Source organism: Sulfurimonas indica (genome assembly GCF_009192995.1).
Taxonomy (GTDB): domain Bacteria; phylum Campylobacterota; class Campylobacteria; order Campylobacterales; family Sulfurimonadaceae; genus Sulfurimonas; species Sulfurimonas indica.
The window spans coordinates 1-18,129 of sequence record NZ_SDID01000011.1; the positions used below are offsets into that span (position 1 = coordinate 1).

Annotated in this window: 17 protein-coding genes, 1 tRNA gene and 1 other RNA gene; 7 read left to right on the forward strand and 12 right to left on the reverse strand. The window is 37.6% G+C overall.

Annotated elements, in window-relative coordinates; genetic code table 11:
• Positions 1 to 85 precede the first annotated feature (85 nt).
• The 3 genes from ssrA (at position 86) to ES948_RS06640 (ending at position 2,667) form a co-directional block, all read left to right on the forward strand.
• Positions 86 to 479, forward strand: a transfer-messenger RNA (tmRNA) gene (gene ssrA / locus ES948_RS06630).
• Between the two features lie 83 nt (positions 480 to 562).
• Positions 563 to 1,243, forward strand: a complete 681-nt coding sequence (locus ES948_RS06635; RefSeq protein WP_152184169.1) for a phosphoglycolate phosphatase — start codon at positions 563 to 565, stop codon at positions 1,241 to 1,243.
• A gap of 2 nt (positions 1,244 to 1,245) precedes the next feature.
• Complete coding sequence (locus ES948_RS06640) at positions 1,246 to 2,667, forward strand: FAD-dependent oxidoreductase (protein ID WP_152184170.1); 1,422 nt, start codon at positions 1,246 to 1,248, stop codon at positions 2,665 to 2,667.
• Here the strand turns inward: ES948_RS06640 and ES948_RS06645 are convergent.
• Positions 2,646 to 2,720: transfer RNA gene (locus ES948_RS06645), tRNA-Val, on the reverse strand. The genes ES948_RS06640 and ES948_RS06645 overlap by 22 nt on opposite strands.
• Before the next feature lie 201 nt (positions 2,721 to 2,921).
• Between ES948_RS06645 and pckA the strand changes: the two genes are divergently transcribed.
• Entirely contained in the window at positions 2,922 to 4,508 is a 1,587-nt protein-coding gene (pckA, locus tag ES948_RS06650) for a phosphoenolpyruvate carboxykinase (ATP) (protein ID WP_152184171.1), read from the forward strand.
• Between the two features lie 17 nt (positions 4,509 to 4,525).
• Here pckA and ES948_RS06655 read toward each other — a convergent pair whose 3' ends face one another.
• Both ES948_RS06655 and uvrB read right to left on the reverse strand, forming a co-directional pair.
• Positions 4,526 to 5,095, reverse strand: coding sequence for a DedA family protein (locus ES948_RS06655; protein WP_152184234.1), 570 nt, complete (start codon positions 5,093 to 5,095; stop codon positions 4,526 to 4,528).
• Positions 5,096 to 5,128: 33 nt separating this feature from the next.
• A complete protein-coding gene (gene uvrB, locus ES948_RS06660; RefSeq protein ID WP_152184172.1) occupies positions 5,129 to 7,111 on the reverse strand; it encodes an excinuclease ABC subunit UvrB in 1,983 nt (660 codons plus the stop codon).
• 83 nt (positions 7,112 to 7,194) lie between these two features.
• Between uvrB and ES948_RS06665 the strand changes: the two genes are divergently transcribed.
• A complete protein-coding gene (locus tag ES948_RS06665; RefSeq protein ID WP_152184173.1) occupies positions 7,195 to 8,799 on the forward strand; it encodes an ATP-binding protein in 1,605 nt (534 codons plus the stop codon).
• Here ES948_RS06665 and ES948_RS06670 read toward each other — a convergent pair whose 3' ends face one another.
• Positions 8,800 to 9,372, reverse strand: coding sequence for an outer membrane beta-barrel protein (locus ES948_RS06670; RefSeq protein ID WP_152184174.1), 573 nt, complete (start codon positions 9,370 to 9,372; stop codon positions 8,800 to 8,802). It lies immediately after the preceding gene.
• 34 nt (positions 9,373 to 9,406) lie between these two features.
• A complete protein-coding gene (locus ES948_RS06675) occupies positions 9,407 to 10,552 on the reverse strand; it encodes a BaiN/RdsA family NAD(P)/FAD-dependent oxidoreductase (protein WP_152184175.1) in 1,146 nt (381 codons plus the stop codon).
• A 48-nt stretch (positions 10,553 to 10,600) separates the two neighbouring features.
• On the opposite strand from ES948_RS06675, the gene rimO reads away from it, so the two are divergent.
• Together rimO and tilS are read left to right on the forward strand one after the other, a co-directional pair.
• A complete protein-coding gene (gene rimO, locus ES948_RS06680) occupies positions 10,601 to 11,929 on the forward strand; it encodes a 30S ribosomal protein S12 methylthiotransferase RimO (protein WP_152184176.1) in 1,329 nt (442 codons plus the stop codon).
• On the forward strand, positions 11,910 to 12,899 hold the full coding sequence (tilS, locus tag ES948_RS06685; RefSeq protein ID WP_152184177.1) for a tRNA lysidine(34) synthetase TilS: 990 nt from the start codon (positions 11,910 to 11,912) through the stop codon (positions 12,897 to 12,899). Before rimO ends, tilS begins: the two co-directional genes overlap by 20 nt.
• On the opposite strand, the gene ES948_RS06690 is transcribed toward tilS, so the two are convergent.
• The 7 genes from ES948_RS06690 to miaB are packed head-to-tail and all read right to left on the reverse strand — an operon-like array spanning position 12,845 to position 18,129.
• Positions 12,845 to 13,402 (reverse strand): hypothetical protein, encoded by a 558-nt coding sequence (locus ES948_RS06690; RefSeq protein ID WP_152184178.1) that lies wholly within the window; start codon positions 13,400 to 13,402, stop codon positions 12,845 to 12,847. The two genes, tilS and ES948_RS06690, sit on opposite strands and share 55 nt — an antisense overlap.
• On the reverse strand, positions 13,392 to 13,925 hold the full coding sequence (locus ES948_RS06695; protein ID WP_152184179.1) for a hypothetical protein: 534 nt from the start codon (positions 13,923 to 13,925) through the stop codon (positions 13,392 to 13,394). Before ES948_RS06695 ends, ES948_RS06690 begins: the two co-directional genes overlap by 11 nt.
• Positions 13,922 to 14,947: a hypothetical protein gene (locus ES948_RS06700; RefSeq protein ID WP_152184180.1), complete on the reverse strand. Its 1,026-nt coding sequence runs from the start codon at positions 14,945 to 14,947 to the stop codon at positions 13,922 to 13,924. The genes ES948_RS06695 and ES948_RS06700 overlap by 4 nt, the downstream gene beginning before the upstream one ends.
• Positions 14,947 to 15,783 carry a tyrosine-type recombinase/integrase gene (locus ES948_RS06705; protein WP_152184181.1) on the reverse strand — a complete coding sequence of 279 codons (837 nt, stop codon included), beginning with the start codon at positions 15,781 to 15,783 and terminating at the stop codon, positions 14,947 to 14,949. Before ES948_RS06705 ends, ES948_RS06700 begins: the two co-directional genes overlap by 1 nt.
• On the reverse strand, positions 15,764 to 16,219 hold the full coding sequence (locus tag ES948_RS06710; protein WP_152184182.1) for a hypothetical protein: 456 nt from the start codon (positions 16,217 to 16,219) through the stop codon (positions 15,764 to 15,766). The genes ES948_RS06705 and ES948_RS06710 overlap by 20 nt, the downstream gene beginning before the upstream one ends.
• Positions 16,209 to 16,832, reverse strand: coding sequence for a lysophospholipid acyltransferase family protein (locus ES948_RS06715; RefSeq protein ID WP_152184183.1), 624 nt, complete (start codon positions 16,830 to 16,832; stop codon positions 16,209 to 16,211). The genes ES948_RS06710 and ES948_RS06715 overlap by 11 nt, the downstream gene beginning before the upstream one ends.
• Positions 16,825 to 18,129: a tRNA (N6-isopentenyl adenosine(37)-C2)-methylthiotransferase MiaB gene (gene miaB / locus ES948_RS06720; RefSeq protein WP_152184184.1), complete on the reverse strand. Its 1,305-nt coding sequence runs from the start codon at positions 18,127 to 18,129 to the stop codon at positions 16,825 to 16,827. The genes ES948_RS06715 and miaB overlap by 8 nt, the downstream gene beginning before the upstream one ends.

Sequence of the window (18,129 nt, forward strand, 5' to 3'; positions counted from 1 at the left end):
TTTTACCTATATCAAATCTTAAAATATTAACAAACTAAACATAATCTTTGATATAATTCTTTTGCTACATAATTGTAGTTATTTTGGGGACGACATGGCTTCGACTGGAGTCAATCGTCTGCGGTTGCATGTCGGACTGAGCAACTCCGTTACACGGCTCATCTTGCAATAAATGCAAACAATACAAATTATCGCCCAGCTTTAGCAGTAGCTTAAGTTTTACCCCCTCTTAAAGAGGACGGGCTGCTTCACCTGTGGATTCTAAATAAGCAGGATTTTCTCAAAGAGAATGAAGAAGTATAACCCTTTATTTAGATATATCATGAGTCTGTCTCAGCTCATGACGAATAAAAGAGACTGGTCTTGTGTAGCTTTGCAGGTTGTGTGAAGCAAGATAAGAATAAACAACCTTTCTAAGCATGTAGACGCCGCAGATAGTTGGCTCTAGGACTCCGGTTCGATCCCGGACGTCTCCACCAAATATTTTAACTTCCTCTTAAACTTTCATAATACTAACTAATAATAATCATAAATAAATTATCTCCTGTGTTATAATCAACTTATGAAATTTACAGATAAAGAATTACTCATTTTTGATTTTGACGGTACTTTGATAGACAGTGTACCGGACTTGGCTGATGCACTCAATAAAATGCTTACACAGATAAACAAAGAACCTTTTGAGGAAGATACTATACGTTATTGGGTAGGAAATGGTGCACAAACTTTAGTAAAAAGAGCTCTCTTAGGGAAAAATGACATATCCGATTTTCAAGAAGATACAGAATTTACTCAAGCCCTCTCTCTTTTTCTCTCTTTGTATAAAGAGATGCTTTGTAATAAAACAGTTATGTATGATGGCGTGGCACAAACACTGCAAAAATTAAAAGCAGATGGATACAGACTCACAATTGTGACCAATAAACCCTATGATTTTATCGAACCAATTTTAGAAAGACTTGGTCTTTCAGGGCTCTTTGAACTATTACTTGGTGGAGATTCACTGCCAGAGAAAAAACCATCACCACTTCCTCTTTTACATATTTGTGAAAAGTTAGCAGTTGCCAAGGAGCGAACTCTTATGATAGGTGATTCAAAAAATGATATTTTAGCTGCAAAAAATGCGGGAGTTGAAAGTATTGCCGTGAGCTATGGATATAATTACGGTGAAGATATCCGCACTTATCACCCCTCCGCTGTTATTGATACATTTGCAGATTTGACAACACTTTTAGAGAAATAACAATGTCAAAAGAGAACAAAGCAAAAATTGCCATTATTGGAGGAGGAATTGCCGGTGCTTCCGTTGCACTTTACCTTAGCGAGTTTCCTCTTGAGATTACACTTTTTGAAAAAAACAGTTCACTTGTAAGCGGCCCTCCAATGTGTCATCTTCACGCGGGAGGTAATCTCTATAGAGAGATAGATGATGCACAGTGCATAAAATTGCTCAAACAATCCATAGAGCTTTTGAGATTTTATCCTCACGCAATCGATTTTCGTCCTACTGTTATTGCCATACCCACAACAGATACAGGAGAACCATGTGAGCTTTTTTCAAGGCTTGAGAAACTCCAAAAGGAGTATGCATCTCTTATACAAAAAGATGAAAGTAATAAAGTCCTTGGAGAGAGTGAAGAGTACTATAAGCTCTTTGGTAAAGAAGAAGTTGAAAAACTAAGAGAAGAAACAGTTAAAAAGCATCCTGAAACGTTGGATGACTGGCTTATTCCCATTGCCAAAAACCTTGATTTAACAAAGATAAAATTTCCTCTGATATTGGTACAGGAGTATGGGCTTAATGTTTTTCGTATTGCGGCAAACAGCTCATTAGCACTACAGAAAAAAGAGAATGTTACGCTTAAAACAAACACTTTTGTAAAAGAAATCATCAAAAAGAAAGACTCATTTATTATCGAAAATGAACGCTTTGATTATCTTATCAATGCTGCAGGATTTCAGAGTGGTGTTATTGATGATATGCTTGGTATCAAAAGAGAACGTCTGGTTGAATTTAAAGCGGCTTATGTTACAAAATGGGAGACAAATGAAACAGTCTGGCCGGAAATCATCTTCTATGGGAAAAGAGGTACTCCAAACGGCATGGCACAGTTTACCCCTTATCCAAACGGTTATTTTCAGCTCCATGGAATGACAAAAGAGATCACACTCTTTGAAGATGGTTTGGCAAAAAGCTCAAAACTCAGTGCACAACCAAAACTCGAATCTAAGTTTATAGAAAAGATTGATAAAGGCTGGAAATTTTCTGTGACAAAAGAGCGAACAACACGGGCAATTGAGCATATCTCAAAATTTATGCCGGCTTTTAAAGCATCAAAAGTCGCTTCCAAACCTCTTTATGGAGCACAGCAAATTCCGGGTGATGATGCTACACTTCGAGCTTCAGAAGTTTCCTTTGAAGGAGAACGATATGCACGTTGTGAAATTGTCAAGGCATCTTCCATTCTTACTATGGCTGATGCCATCACAAAAAAACTGATTGATTTAAATATTTTAGATAAAGAGATGTATGGTAAAAGAGATTTTTCCACTGCAAAAAAAATAGAGAGTGAAACGATCACGAATTATGCTGAGAAGTTATGCTTGGAGAGAGAATACCCAAAATCTTTGGCATCTGTAAATTATGGTGTTCGAGAGAGGATTTGAACCTCCGACCACTTCGATGTCAACGAAGTGCTCTACCCCTGAGCTACCCGAACATTGTTTAATGAGTGAAATTCTAGCACAAATTCCTTAAAGTAATTTTCTTTTTTAAAGATTTTTTCAATGACTATTTTCTTTTGAAAAATATTGCAATATTCTCAAAATTTTACTTTTAATTTAGGTATAGACGTAGTATAATTTCACTCATAAGAAGATGCTTGAAAGTATCCATATAAATATTACCCCGAAGGTAAAACATGAATGTAACAGAATTAGAAGATATTGGAATTAAAAATGTCGGTAAGGTTTTTCATAATCTTAGTTATGACGAGTTGATTCAACATGAACTAGACAATGGTGAAGTAAAACTTACTAAAAAAGGTGCAACAGCAGTTGACACGGGAATCTTTACAGGAAGAAGTCCAAAAGACAAATATTTTGTTTACCGCGATCCTTCAAACAAATATATCGCATGGGGTGATGTTAACCAAAAAGTAAGTGAAGAAGTATTCAATGAGCTTTTAGATGTAGCTCGTAATCAACTCTCTGGAAAGGATCTCTATGTAACAGATGTATTTTGTGGTTCATCTCCTGCATCAAAAAGATCGATCCGCTTTATTTCAGAAATTGCATGGCAATCACACTTTGTAAAAAATATGTTTATCCGTCCAACAGAAGCAGAACTTGAAGTGTTTAAATCAGACTTTACAGTACTTAATGCTTGTAAAGCAGTAGATAAAAAGTGGAAAGAACATGGTCTTCACTCTGAAGTCTTTGTAATGTTTGACATTGAAAACAACATGGCTATCATCGGTGGTACTTGGTACGGCGGAGAGATGAAAAAAGGTATCTTCTCTATGATGAACTACTGGCTACCATTAGAAGGTAAACTTGCTATGCACTGTTCTGCGAACGTTGGTAAAGAGGGTGATACAGCTCTTTTCTTTGGTCTTAGCGGAACAGGAAAAACAACACTCTCTACTGACCCGAACCGTGCACTTATCGGTGATGATGAGCATGGTTGGGATAACCATGGGGTATTTAACTTCGAGGGTGGATGTTATGCAAAAGTCATCAACCTAGATGGAAAAAGTGAGCCTGAAATCTATGGAGCGATTAAAAAAGGTGCCCTACTAGAAAATGTTGTTATGGATGATGACGGTGAAGTAGATTACGAGGATGGTTCTAAAACTGAAAATACTCGTGTATCTTATCCAATCGGGCATATTGAGAATCATAAAGAAGACCTTATGGCAGGTCATCCACAAAACATTATCTTCTTAACGGCAGATGCTTTCGGTGTACTGCCACCGGTATCTAAACTTACACGTGAGCAGGCAATGTACTACTTCTTAAGTGGATATACTGCAAAAGTAGCAGGAACAGAGCGCGGAATCACAGAACCTGTTGCAACGTTCTCAGCATGTTTTGGAGAGGCTTTCTTACCACTGCATCCAACAGTTTATGCAAAACTTTTAGGTGAAAAGATTGACAAGCATGATGTAAGTGTCTACCTTGTAAACACAGGATGGACCGGTGGAAGATATGGTGTTGGTAAGCGTATGAGTATAAAAGATACACGTGCTTGTATCAATGCAATCCTTGATGGAACTATCAAAGAGAGTGAGTTTGGCACTACAAAAACATTTGGTCTTCATGTACCAAAAACACTCGGAGATATCGATCCAGACATCCTTAACCCACGTAATGCATGGGAAGACAAAGAAGAGTTTGATGCAACACGTGACAAACTTGCAAAGATGTTTATAGAAAACTTCAAAAAATACCAAGATGCAGAGAGTGAATTTGACTTCTCAGCAGCAGGACCAAAACTAGAGAAATAATTTTCTCTGGTTTACCCTTACTTTTTCACCTTTTTCTTCGTAGCTTTTTCCAAATAAAACCAAACACTCCCACCGATTACAAGTAAAATCACAGGTGCAAGCCATTTGTTTTCACTGATATAAATAGCAAAAGACTTCAGAGCCGCTCCAAAATAGTAACTAGAAAGCCCAAAAGCAAGCGCCCAAATAGCTGCTGCAAAAACATTTAAAATCGCAAACTTTTTAAAGTCATACTTTGTAAGTGCAATGGCAATCGGTACTACAGTTTTCAAACCATAGATAAACTTCTGAATAAAAATCACCCAGTCACCATGTTTTTTCATCAACATATGCGAAAGTGCCAACTTTCTTCTGTGTTTACGCAGCCCTTTCATCATCATAGATTTCTGATAACGTGTCAGCCAAAAAAGCATGATATCTCCCAGAGCGTTACCGGCAAATGCGATAGCTATTGAAGTTGTTAAATCCATCTTTCCCATAAAACTAAGCACTCCGGCAGCCACAAGCCCGATAAATCCACCACCAAGTGAGTAGATAAAAAGACCTATATATCCGTAGGTTACCAAGTTGCTAAATGTATCTTCCATTCCTGTTATATCCTTATTTTTCAATCTGCTCTTTTACAGTTTTTTTATTTTTTTTATTTCATCACGAAGTCGTGCTGCCTCTTCAAAATTAAGCTCCTTGGCTGCTGCTTTCATCTTTAATGACAACTCTTTTACAAGTGCCTTTTTCTCTGATGCCGGCATTTTATCCATTTTTTTATGTTTTTCATAGAGTCCGCCTGCATCTTCAATCTTCAGATTTTCATCAAGTGTACGTTTCGTTGTCTTAGGCATAATACCATGCTCTTTATTAAATGCTTCTTGTAATTCTCGACGCTTTTTCGTTATCTCAATAGCACGCTCCATTGAGCCCGTCATCTTGTTTGCATACAAAATCACCCGACCATTCTCATTTCTTGCAGCTCGTCCAATAGTCTGAATCAGTGCTGTTTCACTCCGCAAAAAGCCCTCTTTATCCGCATCTAAAATCCCAACTAAACTCACTTCCGGAATATCCAAACCCTCACGCAGAAGGTTAATTCCAATAAGCACATCAAACTCTCCCTGACGTAAAGCTCGTATGATTTGATTTCTCTCTATGGTATCGATATCTGAGTGCATATACTGCACTTTGATGCCTAAATCTGCCAAGTATTTTGTCAAAGCCTCTGCCATCTTTTTGGTCAGCACCGTTAAAAGTACCCGCTCATCTTTTGCAACTATCTTTTTGATCTCATCATGGATGTCTTCAACCTGATTATCTACAGGTTTTACTTCAATGATAGGATCAAGCAGTCCGGTCGGACGAATAATCTGCTCTGCTTTTACAGCGCTTCTCTCTAACTCATACTCATTTGGTGTAGCAGAGACAAAAAGATAATGTGGTGCTTTTTCGATGTACTCTTCAAGTTTTAAAGGACGGTTATCAAGTGCTGAAGGCAGACGAAAGCCATAATCAACAAGTACCTCTTTTCTAGCTCTGTCTCCTGCATACATCCCGCGAAACTGTGGCAATGATACGTGCGACTCATCAACAATTATCAGATAATCTTTATGTCGCACTTCAAAATAATCCAGTAGTGTAAAAGGAGCCTCTCCCGGCTTTTTGTTGGTTAACAGTCTGGAATAGTTCTCAATCCCTTTACACATTCCCGTAGTTTGGAGCATCTCTAAGTCAAACTCAACACGTTGCTTGAGACGCTGATATTCTACAAGTTTTCCCTCTTTTTGAAAATATGCAAGCCGCTCATCAAGTTCATCTTCTATACGTTTGATTGCTACTGCCATCTTCTCTTTTGAGACGGTAAACTGACTTGTTGAGTAGATAGTGAACTTTTTATGATCTTCAAGTCGTTTATTATCTATCACATCAAAGGTATAAATCGCTTCTATCTCATCCCCAAAAAACTCTATACGAATCGCCTCTTGTTCAAAATATGGCGGATAGATATCAATGCTCTCACCATTGACACGGATGTGCCCACTGTCAAAATAACTATCATTTCGTGAGTAACCCATCTCTACAAGTCGAAGCAGTAGTTTTTTCTGTCCTATCTCATCACCGACTGCTACAGACTGTACCATACTTTGATACTCCTGGGGATCTCCCAAACCATAGTTTGCAGAAACTGAAGCAATGACAATAACATCATCGTAGCTAAGCAGGTTCGCCGTAGCTGAGAGTCTCAGACGCTCCAGTTCATCATTGATAGCTGAATCTTTTTCAATGAAAAGATCCTGACGTGGAATGTAAGCTTCAGGCTGATAGTAGTCATAGTAGGAGACAAAATACTCCACATGATTGTTTGGAAAGAACTGACGAAACTCAGAGTAAAGCTGTGCTGCGAGTGTTTTATTATGCGTCATAATAATGGTTGGCAGTTTCGTTTTTTCAATGACACGCGCCATCGTATGTGTTTTACCAGAGCCTGTTACACCTTCAAGTGTCTGGTAACGATTCCCATCAAGGATACTTTGACTTAGTTTTTCTATGGCTTGTGGCTGATCACCTGCTGGCTCGTAGGGTGAAACCACTTCAAAATTTATATCTTTTTTCATTGATAAAATTATAGCTTTTTATAGTCAATAACAAAGCAGGTAACAAAACTATGTTATGATATAAAAAACAAAAAGGTATAGGTATGCACATTTTTCATTGGCTTGTTCTTTGTGCTCTCTTTTCTACAACACTCTTTTCATCCATTTCTTTACAGCTCAACGATAAAGAAAAGACTTGGTTAGAACAACACAAGATGATAAAACATACCGGTGACCCGGATTGGTTGCCTTTTGAAGCTTTTACACAAAAGGGCGAATATATTGGTATTATTTCTGATGGTCTCAATGTAATAGAGGCCAATACCGGTCTCAAGTTCAAAGTACTTCCATCTACATCATGGAACGAGTCACTTGAAATGCTCAAAAGTGGAAAAGTTGATATGCTAACGGAGACAACAGACTCTTACCTCCGCAAAAACTATCTCTTTACAAAAGCGTTCTTATCAAACTCCATTGTCATTATCATGCGTACACGAAGCTCTTACATCGACAATATCGAACAGTTGAGAGATAAAAAAATAGTCATGATAAAAGATTATGGTTATGTCCACAAGATTGAAGAGAAATATAAAAACATCCACTTTTATAAAGTCAGAAATATTCAAGAAGGACTTGAAGCCATAGCCACTGGAAAATATGATGTTATGCTTGTAACTATGGCTCTTGGTTCCTACGCTATTCATGCAATGCAACTCTCCAATGTACAGATAGTCGGAAAAACCGAATTTACTACACAGGTTGGATTTGCAATCAATCCAAAAGACAAACCTCTCGTGGGAATTTTAAATAAAGCATTTGACTCTCTTGATGAGCCGACAAAGCAAGCGATTCTCAGTAATTGGATTACACATAAATATGTAGAGAAAATTGACTATAAAATGATTTGGCAGGTAGCCATTATATCTTTTTTAATAGTTACCGCTGTTTTACTTTGGACACTGAGACTTAAACGAGAAATACGACGAAGAATAAAACTTGAAAAAGAGAATCAAGAGATGCTCGTACAACAAGCAAAACATGCAGTTCTTGGAGAGATGATGGATGCAGTTGCTCACCAGTGGAAACAACCGCTCAATGCCATTACGATGCTCAATGAACTTCTTATTTTAGAAGAAAAAGACGGCTTCGTGTCCGATAAATATCTCAAGCAGTATAAAAAGGATATGGATATTCAGATAAACCATCTCTTGACAACACTCAGTGAATTTCGCTCTTTTTTCAGGCCGGACAAAGAGCCAGAAAAGGTAAAGCTGCGTGATCTTATAGCATCAGTAGAACTTCTTGTAAAAGATGAACTTATGAAAGACTCCATCATACTTTCTGTTCACTGCGATCCAGAGATCTCAATAAAAGTAATAAAAAATGAGTTTAAACACATCTTACTCAATCTTATTAGCAACTCAAAAGATGCTTTTATAGAAAACGATATAAAAGAGAGAAAAATTTCTATTACTGTAACACAAAATGAAGATGAAACAATTATTGAATTTCGTGACAATGCAGGAGGTATTCCCAAGAAGATTCTACCACATATTTTTGAAGCAAATGTAACATCAAAACCAGAAGGAAAAGGAAGTGGGATAGGTCTTTATATGAGTAAGCAGATTGCAGAGAAAATGTCTGCAAAATTACATGTGCAAAACATTGCAAAAGGTGCAATGTTTACACTCATTATGAAAAATAATTAATTAATCCATCTGCCATTTAAGGATGATACTTGCATATGCAGTTGTTAATGAACTGAAATCATATGTATATGCACCCTGTGTTACTTTTTTATCAAGACTCATATATCTAGCACCTACTTCCAGATCTATCAGCTCTGTCGCATGGATATTAAAGCCAGCATCTGCTCCAAGATATCCTGTACTTGTATCTACCGAAGGCTGTGTACCATTTGTAGCAACTTTCATATATGCTTTTCCTGCATTTGCACCCAAGAAAAAGTTAGCACGCTTTGTAAAATTAAACTTGTATTGGAACTCTCCACCAATTGTATTTAATTTGTTGAAGTCTTTTGCATCATAATATCTTGCACTCAAAAAAATTCTAAAATTTTCAGATTCAGCACCAAGTTTAAGCCCTACATTACCAAATCCATTTTTTTGAATCTTTACGCTTCCAGCACCTGCAGTTTCAACATTAATATTGCTATATCCACCTTCTATACCAAAAAGTGAATTATATTCATCCGCCATTGATAGTGCTGGTATACTTAGTAAAGTTAAAGCTAAAGCTGCTTTAGTCAATCTATTTTTCATGTAGATTTCCTTTTTTTAATTTTATTTATTATACCTATTTTATTGCTTTTGCACAAACATAGGCACTACAAAACGCCCATTGGAAGTTATAACCACCAAGCTCTCCCGTTATATCGACAACTTCACCTATAAAATAAAGCCCTTTGACTTTTTTTGCTTCTAATGTTTCAATGTCCAGTTCATCTGTAACAACACCTCCACGACTCACCTCAGCTTTAGAAAAACCAAAGTTTCCCGCAGGTGCAAAAGTATAGTTATGAAGTTGCGTGAGCTTTACAAGTTCTTCACTTTGAACTTTACTGCACTCTTTATCCTTAAACTCTATGGCTTCTAAGAGTGCTTTAGACAATCTCTTTGGCAAAGGAATGACAGATGATACAAGTTTCTTTCCACCCTTTTTTATTAAAGAGATTATATCTTTATCTACTAAGAAATTTATACTGATATCCCCTTTTTTCCAATAAAGTGAAGTAGACAAAACCGCCGGTCCACTTATACCTTTATGTGCAAAGAGCATCTCCTCACGTAGAACTCTATCTGCTACTTTTATCTCCACAAAACAGGAGAGTCCACTGAGTGCTTTCATCCAAAACTGCTCTTTTTGCAGTGTCAGACCTACTAAAGCCGGTTCAAATCTTTGAACATTGATATCGAAATCTTTTGCAATTTTAAGGCCGATATCACTCGCACCTATATTTTTAAAACTCTCTCCTCCAGTTGCGACTACTACTTTTTTCGCTCTTTTAACACCCCTGTCTGTAAGAACTTCAAAACTATCTCCGCTCTTTTTTACCTCTAAAATCTTTTCATTTAAAATTATCTCTGCATACTTTGCATGACGCAGCAGAAGATTAATGATCTCATCAGAGCTTTTTTTACAAAAGTAGTATCTTCCTTTTCGAAGCTCTAGCTCAATACGTCCTCTCTCTAAAAAGTCAAGCAGATCATCTCGAGAGAACTTTTTTAAAAGTCTCTCTAAAAACTGCTGCTGGGCATCAAAATTATTGACACTAACATGCGTATTTGTGATATTACACTTGCCACCACCCGATATTTTTACTTTTCTTGCCACTTTTGTATTGACATCAATTATGCCGACAGAGAGTCGTTTTGGCAGATTTCCAGCACACATAAGCCCACTGGCACCTGCACCTAAAATAAGTACATCATAGTTTTTCATAAAGAGATTATACGATATAATTGCACAAATAATTAAAAAAGAAGAAAAATGGCTAACAAACTCCATATCGTCTCACTTGGATGTACGAAAAATCTTGTTGATACCGAAGTGATGATGGGAAAACTCCAAAACTTTGAACTGACAGACAATAATGAAGATGCAGATGTTATCATTGTCAATACCTGTGGTTTTATCGATGCAGCAAAAGAGGAATCTCTAAATACTGTGCTATCTCTGCATGAAACTCGTAAAGAAGATTCTCTTCTTGTAATGGCGGGATGCCTATCTGAGCGTTATCAAGATGAATTGATGGAGCAGATTCCTGAAGTAGATATCTTTACAGGGGTTGGAGATTACGACAAAATCGATGAACTTTTGGTCGAGAAAAAGAGCCGTTTTTCAGAAGAGGTCTATCTTATTGACGGTGCAGAGCGTGTAGTGACGGGGTCAACATATCATGCCTATATTAAACTCTCAGAGGGGTGCAATCAGACATGTTCTTTTTGTGCTATTCCTTCTTTTAAAGGCAAACTGCACTCTCGTGACCTGGATTCCATTGCACGTGAGGTTGAAGAGCTTGTGAAAAAAGGGTATTGGGACTTTTCATTTGTAAGCCAAGATTCAAGCTCTTACCTGCGTGACCAGAATGTAACAGACGGTCTCTCTTTGCTCATCCAGAGAATTGAGCTGATTGAAGGAGTAAAAAGTGCACGAATTCTTTACCTCTACCCTTCAACAACAACTATAAAACTTTTACAAAACATTGCAAAAAGCAAAGTTTTTCAAAACTACTTCGATATGCCGATTCAACACATCAATGACGATATGCTACGCATTATGAAGCGTGGTTTTGGCAAAGAAAAGACGCTTGAGCTGCTCAACTTCATGCGCTCTCTTCCAAACTCTTTTGTACGTACAAGCTTTATCGTTGGACATCCCCATGAGAGTGATGTGATGTTTGAAGAGATGTGTGACTTTGCGAGCTCTTTTGGTTTTGACAGAATCAATGTCTTTTCTTATTCTGATGAAGAGACAACTTCTGCCTATGCTATGGAAGAGAAGATTGATGATGAGACAAAGGCAAAACGTGCTCAAATCTTAGGTGATATCGCAGCTGAGTCTGCACAGAAATCACTTCAAGCAGAAGTTGGAAAAACACGTGAGATTGTCATTGATGGTGAGAGTGATGAACATGAGTTCTTACTCTCGGCACGTGAACTTCGCTGGGCTCCGGAGATCGATGGGGAGATCTATGTCAATGACCGTACAGATGATGCAAGTGAGCTTGAGTTTGGAAAAGCGTACGAAGCAAAAATCACAGAACTTGTCGGTAATATCTTAACAGCAACCGTAGATAATGCTAAAAAAGACGACTAAAGCACTCTTAGAAACTTCGAAAAACCTTCTAGCCTTCTCGGCTGGAGTTGACTCTACAGCTCTATTTTTTATCCTGCAAGAAAACAAGATTCCTTTTGATATCGCCATTGTTGATTATGGTCTGCGTGAGCAAAGTAAAGAAGAAATTGCTTATGCCCAAGAGTTAGCTAAAAAATACAATATAGAGTGTCATGTTCAAACTGCTGCTAAAATTGATAGTAATTTTGAAGCAAAGGCACGTGAGATACGCTACTCGTTTTTTGAAGAGCTTATTAACTCACATAACTATGACAATCTTCTGACTGCCCACCATTTAGGAGACAGGTTTGAGTGGTTTTTGATGCAGTTTTGTAAAGGTGCCGGCTGTGTAGAGCTTAGTGGTATGCGGGAGATTGAGCTGCGTGAGCATTACAGACTGATCCGTCCACTCCTGCACCTTGAAAAGCAGGAGCTGCTTGTGTATCTAAAAGAGAACAATCTACACTATTTTGAAGATGAAAGTAACAGAGATGAAAAATATAGTCGAAACTACTTTCGAAAAGCTCACGCACAACCACTTTTAGAGAAATATCTCTCAGGCATTAAAAAAAGTTTCTCCTATCTTGATGAAGACAGAGGGCAACTTATACAAGAGACTGAAATAAAAAAAATCAATCAGCTCGCCTGCTTCAGGCATCAGGATAAACGTTGTGATATTTATCATATTGACAAATATCTCAAATCCATCGGCCATATCATAACAAACGAAGAGAGAAAACTCTTAAAAGAGGAAGAGAGTGTTATCGTGGGACGAAAATATATTGTCACACAAGTAGCAGAGTATATCTGTATCGCACCCTACCAAGAAGCAAAAAATCTGACAAAAGCATTTAAAGAGAGCATGCGTCTCTTAAAGATAGAACCAAAGCTCAGAGGCTATTTGGCAGAAGATACAGAAGCAGAAGAGTTCTTGTCTTTATTATTGGCATAGACCTTCATTGTAAAAGATGATTTTATCATCTCCCCGTCACGCACAAATTTAATAGGAAAATTGACACCGATTATCCAGTCGCCTTTGTTCAGTGCATCTAAAAAGTCATAGAAGTTTGTCGGTGAAGAGATATGTGAAGTAGTATTGACTTCATAAACACTAAAACCCTCTTCATCTTTTGCTCTTTGGATCTTAGAGATCGTCAGCGATGAAAAGTGTGACTTATGTTGCTTCTCAAAACGTTCTGGTGAAAAAGGTCTGTCAAATGCTGTAATGATATTTCTGTTTTTGCTCTGCAACTCTTTAAGTGTTTCCAAAGTCTCATTATGAAAAACTTGATACTGATTGTACTCTTTGAGCTCTTTTTTCAGTGCTGTTCGTTTGAGGCGATACTCCTGACCTTCCGGTATCAAAAGTCCAAAAGAAAAAATCAAGACAAACAGAAAAAGAAAGAAAGACAGAAGCAGTATATAGATCTGATGACGCGATATATTAATCTTCACTGTTTAACTCCTCGCTTTCATCTTCATTGATATAGTTTGTTGAGACAAAATGCAACCAACCACTATCTGTCGGATAAAAACTTGTATATGTCTTCTGAAAAATCGAGCGCAGTGGTGCTTGCAACATAAAGTTATATACATCTTTATTCGGCGTTACACCATACAAAATCAGACCGTTTTGTAAAAGCTCTGCACGTGAGAGTGTTATACGCTCAGGTACGAGATCAAAAAGATTGGCAATCGAGTCTTTGAGCACCATATTTTGTGTAAAGACTTTTTCTGAGAGTGCTTTTTGCTTTTTAATATAGGCAATTTTACTATCCATATCTTCTATGTTTTTTTCCAAATCTATGCGGTTTTGTACCAAAGTCTCTCTCTCATTGACAAAAGAGTAATCTTTAAAGAGTAAAAATGCATATGTTGATAGTAGCATAATGATGGTAATTGAAAAAAATGTAACAATAAGCTGTACATCCGTAGTAAAAGGGGTCTTTTTACGTGGTTTTATGTAGCTGTATTTCATAAACCAAGCTCCTCTTTTACAAGTTCACATATTTCCGTATCTATCTCTGTATGTCTGATGTAGACATTTAAAAACATCTCTTCTTCAAGATACTTTTTCAAGTCACTGCTCACGCCAACCGCATCTGCGATATACATATTTTCTAAAAAAGTGCTCTCATACTTTTCATCTTTATAAAAATGAGCGACAGATGTCTGAATAAGTGAAAAACGCTGATAGTCCTCATTAAAACTTCCGTCATCAGCCTCTTGTAAAACATCATCACTTTCTAAGAACTCCTCTTCAACGTCCTTAGATTCATCAAACTCTTCAATCTCTTCAATCGCATCTAAATCCTCTATATCACTTAAATCTTCCAGGACCTCCCCAGTATCATCAACATCAATATTTTCCAAGTCAATGCCACTATCCATCTCAAGGTCCAGAACTTCTTCATCTTCAATATCATTTGTCAAAAGAATATCATCCACTTCACTAGTTGTCTGCATATCCATATGCTCAGCATACAGCAGTTTTGAATTCTCAAAAACAGCTATGGAGATAAAGCTGTCCTGTATAAGTGCATAGAGTGCTAAATTTCCACTTATCTTATCTTTGAAAAAATTGGCAAGTACGACAAATGGAGAGAAGATAAAATCTACTCCTGTCTCTTTATAGGTTTTTTCTATCTCATACAGTTCTGATTTTGATGTATAGTAGGTCCACTTTCCATTATAACACTTATATTCACAATTACTCAGATCATAATAGTATGGCAGTCGATTTTTTGAGCACGTCGGTAAAGCACCTTGTAAGCTGGAGTAGTCTAAAAGAGCGATGTAATAGTAAGGTGACTCTCTGACGTAGCTTTGAATAAACTCTAAAAGTTTTTCATCGAGTTGTGTAGTCTCAAACTCTGCATGAATATTATCAGCACTACCCTTTTTGGAATACAACTCTATATAGACAACAGTTGATGCACGCTTGACAATAATATTGACAAAAACTTTCAGATATAAAGCTTCAAAAATTTTAGCAAGCACTACTTTTCATCCTTACAGAGGGGATGTGCTTTGTCATAATTTTGTTGTTTCAATGCACTACCTAATTTCGTATATATTTGTGTTGTAGCCATAGAAGAGTGACCTAACAACTCACTAACATCGACAATCGGCGCACCACTGTTTAGCAGTGATGAAGCATAGGAGTGACGAAGTTGATGTGGTGTTACGCTCAAGGCTACACGACCAAAGACTTTAGTTATCATATATCTTAGACTATTTTCGCTTAATCTTTCGCCATTTTTTTCAAAAAGATATTTTTTTACCATAAAAACTGACAAATATTCATCAATTAATTTCTTTACACTCTCAAGAAGTGGAATATCTCTCTCTTTATTACCTTTTCCAATAATACGAATCCACTCACCATTGATATCTTCTACTTTCAGAGTTGCTAGTTCAGAGATACGCAGTCCTAAAGTGTAGAGCATCAAAACAACAAGTTTTTCCTGCAGTTCTGCCTTCTCTAATGCCTCCATAATATGCTCGTGTGACACCGGTTTTGGCAGAGTTTTTGCTACTTTTATACTCTCATCGGCACGCAACAGTACCTGCATACCGTTATCATTAAGATACTTGACAAAACTTCTTATAGCACTGAGTTTTTTTGAGATTGTTTTTGCATTCAGTGAAGCGATGTGAATGCGATACGGCATCAGATTAAAAAGCAGATGTTTTTTTTCATCAATGATTTCGATGTGCTTAAATGCTTCTTCTAAAGTTTCTGAGTAGCTTTTAACAGTGAGCTTGGAATACCCTCGCTGTTTTTGTAAATAATCTAAAAAAGCCGCTCTTTTCTTATCTATTGACTTTTTCAAGGAGTTGCTCGAAGTTTTTGTAGTAAGTCGCTGCTTCTTTTACCAAAGCCTCATCTGTAATCACACTAGGAGCAAGTTTCACATACGAGTCCACCATTATCTCACTCATAAGTTTTATCTTTGCTCTGTCAGCATCTGATATACTCTGCTTGGATGCTATGGTATTTATCTCACGCAGATACTCTTTTGCCTGGTCCACATACTTTTTATACTTCATAGATGTCTTAGACTGTGCCATAATCGTTGATGCCATACGATTGTAAACATCTATACTAAAGGCTTCATTTGCAAGTTCGTATGCTTTTTGATACTCTCCTGTTTCATAGTAGTATTTTGCTTCTAAGGATTTTTCATACGAAGGATTAATCAAAAAATAGACAACCATTACTATTATAAGACCAAGAGCGACAAAAGGAAAGAATATTTTAGCATTCATGTTTGAGTAACCCCTCTTTGAGCAATTTCCGTGCAGATTCAAGTTCCATGCCACTGATGTCTATCTCAGGACTTGCATAATAGTTAAGTATACCAAAAGGTTTGGGAATTGTAAACTTATCCCATGAATTTAGCTGCCAAAACTTTGTCGGCTTTATCTCGACAAGAACAATTTTGGCTTTTGTTTTCTGTGCCATCACAATGATACCGTCAGCTACTTCATGGCGAGGTCCTTTAGGACCATCAGGAGTAATGCCTATATCATACCCCTCTTTAATGGTCTTGATAGCCTGAATAAGTACACGTGCCGGATTTTTATCAGATGAGCCTGCAAGTGTTCCAAGCCCAAAGTATTTGATAGTGCGGGAGATAAGCTCTCCGTCAAAATGTGGAGAGATAAGTACCTTTGCATGCGGTTTCTTACGATAGTACTTGTAAAGGTAAGGAAGCATTAAAAGCTCTCCATGCCAACAGGCGAAGATAACAGGCTCATCTGTTATAGATTCTGGCGCATGAAAATTTTTTTTGTTTGTAAGATATAAAAAACGAATGACCAAAGAGCCGATGAAAGGGACAAGAAGTAGAGCCAAAGAGCGGCTGAACTTTTTAAGCAAGAATCTCACCTGTATAAATCGTTCGTCCAATCTTTGTGATTTTCACATCTCTAAACTCACCAAGCAACTCTTCTGAACCTTTTACTTTGACAACAAGGTTGTTATCTGTTCTTCCTGAGACATATCCATCTGCATTAAGCTCTTCAAAATAGACTTCATAGGTTTTACCCATCTGTTTTTGGCTCTTTTCATCAAGCAGCTCTGTATAGAGTGTCTGCAGGTACGAAAGTCTCTCAGATGCCACTTCCGGATCTACAACATCACTAAAATGCTGTGCTTCTGTTTCAGGACGCGCGGAGTATTTAAAGGAGAATATCTGATCGAACTTCACCTGTTTCATCACATCAATCGTCTCGGCAAAATCTTCTTGGCTCTCTCCGGGAAATGCAACGATGATATCGGTAGATATACTTACCTCAGGGCAGTGAGAACGCAGCTTCTCTACACGGTTTAAAAACCACTCTTTAGAGTAGCCGCGTTTCATATCTTTAAGTACTTTTGTACTTCCACTCTGCAGTGGCATATGCATCGACTTACATATCTTCGGATTGCTCGAAAACTCTTCGATGAACTCGTCATCCATATGAAAAGGGTGTGGAGAAGTAAAGCGGATACGGCGAAGCCCTTCTATCTTTGAAAGACGGCGAAGGAGCTCTGTAAAATTTACCTTTTCATGCTCACTTGAAGAGAATCTACGACCATAATTGTTGACATTTTGCCCGAGTAAAAATATCTCTTTTGCACCATTGTCAACTGCACGCTGCGCTTCTCGCACGATTAATTCATCCGGGATGGAGATCTCTTCACCACGCGTCTTTGGAACGATACAGAAGGTACACTGTTTGTCGCAGCCTATGGAGATATTGATGTAGGCTTTATAGGGTGATGTTCTAAAATCATCAAAAGCAAATTCACTCTCATCATAGTTGATGTCAACTTCAACAGCTCTCTCTTTATGCAGTACTTCTGTAATCTTTGAAACATTACGGGCACCCAATACAAAACTGACATAAGGAGCACGTTTAATGATCTCATCACCAAGGTGTGAAGCAGTACAACCGCATACACCTATCTTTGCACCCTCTTTCTTCTTTTTATTAAACACACCGAGTTCCGAAAAAAGCTTTGCAACAGGTTTTTCACGGACTGAACAAGTGTTAATCAAAATCAGATCGGCACTCTTCATATCATCTGTTGTTTCATAGCCCTCTTTCTCTTTGAGCGCTGCTATCATATGCTCACTGTCACGTGAGTTCATCGCACAGCCGAGTGTCTCAATAAAAAGTTTTTTACTCAT